This window comes from Mesorhizobium sp. B2-8-9, assembly GCF_006439475.1.
Lineage (GTDB): Bacteria > Pseudomonadota > Alphaproteobacteria > Rhizobiales > Rhizobiaceae > Mesorhizobium.
Window position 1 is genome coordinate 314,127 of the sequence record NZ_VFTQ01000005.1, and the last position, 6,415, is coordinate 320,541.

At 63.2% G+C, this 6,415-nt stretch carries 5 protein-coding genes; 1 reads left to right on the forward strand and 4 read right to left on the reverse strand.

The window, feature by feature from the left end; all coding sequences use genetic code 11:
- Positions 1-105: 105 nt before the first annotated feature.
- Entirely contained in the window at positions 106-888 is a 783-nt protein-coding gene (locus FJ423_RS09345; RefSeq protein ID WP_140841043.1) for a hypothetical protein, read from the forward strand.
- 330 nt (positions 889-1,218) lie between these two features.
- Here the strand turns inward: FJ423_RS09345 and FJ423_RS09350 are convergent, their stop codons facing one another.
- The 4 genes from FJ423_RS09350 to FJ423_RS09365 all read right to left on the reverse strand — a co-directional run bounded on the left by FJ423_RS09350 (position 1,219) and on the right by FJ423_RS09365 (position 6,202).
- Entirely contained in the window at positions 1,219-2,859 is a 1,641-nt protein-coding gene (locus FJ423_RS09350; protein ID WP_140841045.1) for an ABC transporter substrate-binding protein, read from the reverse strand.
- Positions 2,860-3,224: 365 nt separating this feature from the next.
- Entirely contained in the window at positions 3,225-4,193 is a 969-nt protein-coding gene (locus tag FJ423_RS09355) for an alpha/beta hydrolase (protein ID WP_140841047.1), read from the reverse strand.
- 5 nt (positions 4,194-4,198) lie between these two features.
- Positions 4,199-4,876 carry an isochorismatase family protein gene (locus tag FJ423_RS09360; RefSeq protein WP_140841049.1) on the reverse strand — a complete coding sequence of 226 codons (678 nt, stop codon included), beginning with the start codon at positions 4,874-4,876 and terminating at the stop codon, positions 4,199-4,201.
- Positions 4,877-4,903: 27 nt separating this feature from the next.
- Entirely contained in the window at positions 4,904-6,202 is a 1,299-nt protein-coding gene (locus tag FJ423_RS09365; RefSeq protein ID WP_140841051.1) for a Xaa-Pro peptidase family protein, read from the reverse strand.
- Positions 6,203-6,415 lie beyond the last annotated feature (213 nt).

Consider the following 6,415-nt stretch of genomic DNA (forward strand, 5'->3'; position numbering starts at 1 on the left):
AATACGCCATGACAATTGCAAGCGCACTGGACGTAGCCTTTCAATCTTGGCAAATTTACTTTGAAGTCGCCGATGAACGCAGCGGTGACTCGGGGGAAAATTATCATGACGACTGCAACATTGGGACGACCCGGCCGATTCGAGATCGGCAGGGTATTCAGCAACACCTTCGGAGTGATTGGCCGAAACCTCGGACTTTGCGTGGGGTTGGCGGCTTTGTTTTCGGGTCTGCCGGCATTGCTCATCAGGCTGTGGACCCAGCCGCAGATCGACGCCATGATGCAGCGCGACCCCGGCACCATGGCCGACCCAGGCGCCATGTTTCGCAATTCCTACATCACCATCATCGCCGGGTTGATTTCGTTCGTGTGCGCGCTGCTGCTGCAGTCGGCGCTGGTGCGGGCGACCATCGAGGACCTCAATGACAAGTGTCCGTCCTTTGGCGACTGCATCCAGATTGCGATCCGCTTTCTGCTGCCGACGCTTGGCATCGGCCTGCTCGTCGGTCTCGGTGCGGGTATCGGCCTGATGCTGTTGATCGTGCCGGGCATTATCCTCTGGCTCGGCTGGTCGATGTCGGTGCCGGTCCTGATCCAGGAGCGGCGTGGCGTGTTCGGCTCGATGTCGCGCAGCCGGGTCCTCACCAAGGGCAGCCGCTGGGGGCTTTTCGGTCTGTTCCTCATTCTCGTCATCGTCGCGATGATCATCCAGTGGGGGATGCTGCTCGTTCTGGTGCTGTTCGGCGGCATCATCGCCGAGATCGGCGCCGCGCTGGTGCAGACCGTGGTGTCGATGGTGCTCTCGATCGCAACCGCGGTGAGCTATGTCGAGCTGCGCCAGGCGAAGGAGGGCGCAAGCATCGACGAACTGGCGGAGATCTTCTCGTAGGCAGCAGAGATCAACCCGATGGCTTGGAAAGCCCAGGTGCAGCCGGTAAATTCCGGCTGGGCGGGGTAGTCGGCAATGCGCTCTCGTTCATCGGACGGAATCCAGTTCTCTCGCTGGCGGTCGCCGTGTGCTTTTTCGCCCTGCCATCGCGACGACCACATACATAGCCTTGCGACGGGCGAAGAAGGGCGGTGGCGTCGACGAACTGGTGGCCGTCTTTTCCTAGCAATCGGCGCCGCCGACGCAATCTGAGCTGAAGGCAAATCGCTGGCAAATGGCAAACGGCCGACGCGACGGGAAGATCGCGCCGGCCGCTCACTCCTGGGAGGATCAGGACTCCAGCCACACCGTCTCGAAATGCTGCTCAAGCGCCTGGTGCTGTTCGCAGCCCTGCACGCCCTTGCGATAGGTGCGGTAGACCGAGCGCCAATAGGGCTGGACGATGATGCCGGAGTCGCGCAGGTTGGTCTCGATCTTGGCCATGATCTCCTTGCGCTGGGTGGCATCCGGCGTTGCAAGCGCCTTGTCGAGAAGCTCGTCGAACTCCTTGTTCGCATAGGCGCTTTCGTTCCAGGCGCCGCCCGATTTGTAGGCCAAAGCCAGCACCTGCACGCCGAGCGGGCGGCCGAGCCATTCGGTGCAGGAATAGGGGAACTTGGCCCAGTCGTTCCAGAAGGTCGCGGCCGGCAGCACGGTGCGCTTGATCTTCAGGCCGGCCTCGCGGATTTGCGCGGCAATCGCGTCGGCGGTGCTCTTTTGCCATTCGACGTCGACCGAGATCAGCTCATATTCGTGGTCGGCCTTGCCGGATTCCGAAATAAGCTTCTTGGCCTGTTCGACATCGCGTTTGGCCGGGCCGATATCGGCGAATTCCGGATGCATCGGGCCGACATGGTGGTTGTCGGCGGGCTTGCCGCGGCCGTCGAGCCCGAGCTTCAGGACGGCCGCATTGTCGACGGCAAGCTGGGCGGCGCGGCGCACCTTGAGGTCGTCATAGGGCGCGTTGGAGACATTGAAGCGCGCGACGATGGTCGAGCCGGTGGCGATCTCGGAATTCTGCAGGCCCATCTGGTCGGTCTGCGACACGGCATCCGCCGTGGTCTCGTGGTCGGTGTCGATCTCTCCGGACTCGAAGGCGGACAGCGTGGCGTTGGGATCGGAGCCGTAGTCCACCCATTTTATGCCGTCCAGATAGAACTCGCCCTTCCACCACGGCTTGTCCTTGCGCTTCACCTCGGCGCCCGTCTCAGCGTCCCAACTCACCAGCTCGCAAGGGCCGGTGGTGATGGCCAACGCCTTCTTCGGATCGGCATCGCCTTCATAGGAGCGGTGCATGATCAGCGCCGGATAGTCGGCCATTCCGGCAATCAGCGAGATGTCGGGCTTGGGCAGGTTGAGCTTGACGGTGTAGTCATCGACCTTCTGGATGCCGCCGTCGACAGGTTTCTTGGTGTCGGCATTGACCAGCGCGCCCATGCGCGCGGCGACCGAATTGCCGGCGGCCGAGGCATCGCACCAGCGGTTGAGGTTGTGGATCACGTCCTCGGCGTTGAAAATGTCGCCGTTCGACCAGGTGATGCCCTTGCGCACATTGAGGGTGATCGTCTTGGCGTCGTCGCTGGTCTCCCAGCTTTCCAGCAGCCAGGGCTCGAAGGAGAAGTCGGTTTTCCAGCGCACCAGATATTCGTTGCACTGACGCGCGACATTTGACATCTCGACGCCGTCGAAGGTGCGCGGATCCTTAAAGCCCTTGACGTTCATCGCGACGCGCAGCACGCCGCCCTTTTTCGGCTCGGCGGCGCGGGCAGGCGAGGCAGCGATCCCGCCCAGGGCGAAGGCACCTGCGGTGCTGACGCCGAAGCCGGCCATCAAGGCCAGATATTCGCGCCGGCTGATCGCGCCCTTCCTGAAATCGTCGGCGATCGGCTTGGCTTGCGGATGCAGTTTTCTGTCGGTCAGCATGAATTTCATCGTCGTTCCCTCTGTTGTTGGGCGCTCCGGGCCGCCGTGCGGGGGCGGATGCGTCCGCTGGAGCGCCGTTGCCTGCGAGGGAATGATAGGTCCGCTTTCCGCCACGAAATGGTTTGGTTTCCGCAGTTCTTGTGCGCTGTTCCGCAGGTAACCAAGCTTAGGTTCCTCTCCCCCGCCGAAGGCGGGGGAGAGGTGGCCGCGAAGCGGACGGAGAGGGGGCCTTCGTAGGGCGCTCCCCTCTCCGTCTCGGCTTCGCCGAGCCACCTCTCCCCACTTCGTGGGGCGAGGAACCTTGATCTTCCGGGGCCGCGGTCCTTCACCGGCCCTCTGCCCTGCAGGATCTCTCTCAAGACTCCAGGGGAAGATCAGCGCTCCGTCGCTGCGCCGAGCGCGTGAACATCAGCAACAATCCTCGCGAACGCCTCCGCCGCGCGCGGCACCGTCATCCTTGCCCGCAAAAAGCTGTGCACCAGCCTCGGCTCCTCGCGCCACCAGGCGTGGCCGCCGGCGGCAAGGATGCGGTCGCGATAGACTTCGCCGTCCGACGACAGCGGATCGCATTCGGCGGTGACGATGATCGTCGGCGGCAGGCCGGAGAAATCGTGGTCTCGAAGCGGCGAGAACGTTGGATCGTCCTGTGACTGCCCGGGCGCGGACCGGATGCGACGGTAGAACTCGATGTCGCTTACGCTGAGCAGCGGCGCTTCGGCATGCTCGACATAAGAGCGCCCGGTCTCGTCGCCGCCCAGCTCCGGATAGATCAAGATCTGGCCAACAGCGTGCCGTTCATGGCGCCGCGTCGCTTGCGCCACCGCGGCAGCGAGATTTCCGCCGGCGCTTTCGCCGCAAAGCACGATCGGCAGTGTGCTGGCCGCGGCGACCCGTTCGAACACGGCAAGCGCATCGTCGTAAGAGGCCGGGTGCAGATGCTCCGGCGCCAGCCGGTAGTCGGCCGAGACCACCTCGAAACCGGTGCCGGCGCAGATTTCGGCGCAGATGTCGTCATGGCTATCGAGGTCGCCAAGGACAAAACCGCCGCCATGGTAATAGACGACGGTCGCCGCCGCCGCCTTGCCCGCCATGCGATAGTGCCGCACCGGTATCGGATGCGTCGCCGTCGCGACGAGGCCGTCTTTAGTCGTCACGCCTTCGGGACGAGCCTGATGAAAAGCCGCGCACATCCGATTGTAGACCGCGCGCTGCTTCGCGATCGGCGCGGCGACGATCTCCGGCGGGTACCAGCTGTTGACCTCGTCGATATAATCCCACAACTCCGGATCGAGCCGGTCGGCATATTGGCCGCGGCTCGACGGATCGGTTTGGGCTCGGGTCACTGCCGTCAAAGCTCGGCGTAGAGCTGCACAGCGTTCTCGAAGGTGAAACGCAGCGGCACCGAGCCCTCGACCTGCCACACCTTCACGGTGTCTCCCGCCAACAGCCGGCAGGCGTCGAGCGTGTTGGTGACGGCGCCGCCATAGAGGCGGTTGGCGAGGTTGAGGATGCCGGTCTGGTGCATGGCGGCACTGGCGCTGCCGCAGGCATCCTTGACCAAAAGCACGCGAAAGCCGCGCGCTACCGCGTCCTTCACCGTCGCGTCGATGCAGGCCTCGGTCCAAACGCCCGCAATCACCAGCCATTCGATGCCGGCCGCCTTGAGCTTGTCGGCGAAATCGTTCTTTCCGAAGGCGCTGGCCTCCTGCTTGACCAGCGTCGCTTCGCCGTCTCTTGGCGCGACTTCATGGCAGATCGCCGTCAGCGGATCGTCCTTGTCGGAAAAGGCAGACTTGCCGCTTTCGTCCACCGGGTGGAACGGCCGCGCCTGAGCGAGATCGACGATATAGGCCCAGTGGTAAAGCGGCACGAAATTCCGCCGCGCCGCCTCCTGCAAGCGCCGTACATTGGCGAGGATGTCGCTAAATCCCTCGACCAGATAGCGCTTGTCCTTGCGATGCTCCTCCTGGAGATCGATGAACACCGCGGCCACTGTACCGCGTCGGATGGAAATGGGTGTTTTCATGCGAAATGTGCTGTCGATGCGTCGGCGCTAATTGTCAAGAAACTCGTCTTCATACGGAAACCGCGAAAGCAGCTCGGTGCCGGTCTCGGTAATGAGAATTTCATCCTCGAGCTTGACGCCCTCGCGACCGCCTTTCTCGCCGATATAGCTTTCCACGCTCACCACCATGCCGGGCACGATGATGCCATCGCGGCCATAGGTCTCGTAGTCCATCGCGTGCGCGATGAAAGGCGTCTCACCATGCATGCCGACGCCATGCATCACAGAGGTGTAGCGCTGGTCGACGAAGCGGTCCGGGATCTTCCACGCCTTCTCGGCGATCTCGCGGAACGCCATGCCGGGCTTCACGATCGAGATGTTGTGCTGCACCTGGTCGTGCGCCATGCGGTAAAGCGATTTCTGATAGGGCGTCGGCTTGCCCGGGCCGCAGCGGAAGGTGCGCGAGAAGTCGGAATAATAGCCGTAGCAGCCGATCGTGTCGGTATCGAGCGCCAGCAACTCGCCCGGCCTGATCTTGCGCCCGCTCGCCTCGTTGAACCATGGATTGGTGCGCTGTCCCGAGGTGAGCAGCCGGGTCTCGATGAACTCGCCGCCTTGCCGGATCACCTCGCCATACATGATGGCGAAGAGCTCGTTCTCGGAAACGCCCGGCTTGATCGCCTCGCGTACGGCCGCCACCGCGGCCTCGGCGCCCGCCATCGAGGCCAGCAGGCATTTGACTTCCTCCGGCGTCTTGACCGCGCGCACCGCCAGTATCTCGCCCTGGCAGTCCTTCACCTCGCAGCCGCGCTTTTCCAGGGCCAGCGCCTGCAGATGGCTGCAGCGGTCGAGCCCGAGCTTCATCGAGCCGCCGCCATGCTTCTTCAGAAGCTCGGCGATCTCGTCGGCGAACGGCCCGGCGGTCTCGTCGTCGCGGCCCGACACCGACGACCAGACGAGCTTGGACGGCCGCGCCTCGTCGATCGTGTCGAGCACCATCGAGACATGGTAGCTCTGCGGATATTCGAACAGCACGATCGGCCCTTCGGTCGGAATGAAGAAGTAGCGGGTCGAGTTGCGCAGGAAATAGCCGAACATGTTGCGCGAGCCGGTGGCGTAGCGCTGGTTGTATGGATCGAACAAAACGACGCCGCCATAGCCAGCCTCGCGCATCCAGGCGCGTAGCTTGGCCAGCCGCCCCTTACGCAGCGCGTCGGCATCGATGAAGGACGGCTCGGTGTCTGAAAGCCACATGCCGCCGGCCGGATCGGCCGCGGCGGGGTGGCGCATGCGATCCTTGAAGTCCACATCCTCGGTGCTGTCGGGGTCGAATACGACGATGCTCATGTGGGCCTCCTGTTGTGGAGAACATAGCCGGGTACGGTTTTAGGCTTGTGCGGAATTCCGCGATTGTCGTGCCGGATGCCGCATCATAACTTCGTCATTCTAGGGCGGAGCAAGGAGCGAAGCGACGCGCGCAGACCCTAGAATCCTGTGTGTTGGTTCTGGTGTATGGTTGAAGTGGGAAGGAGACCGAATGAATCCTGGTCGTCCTTTCGG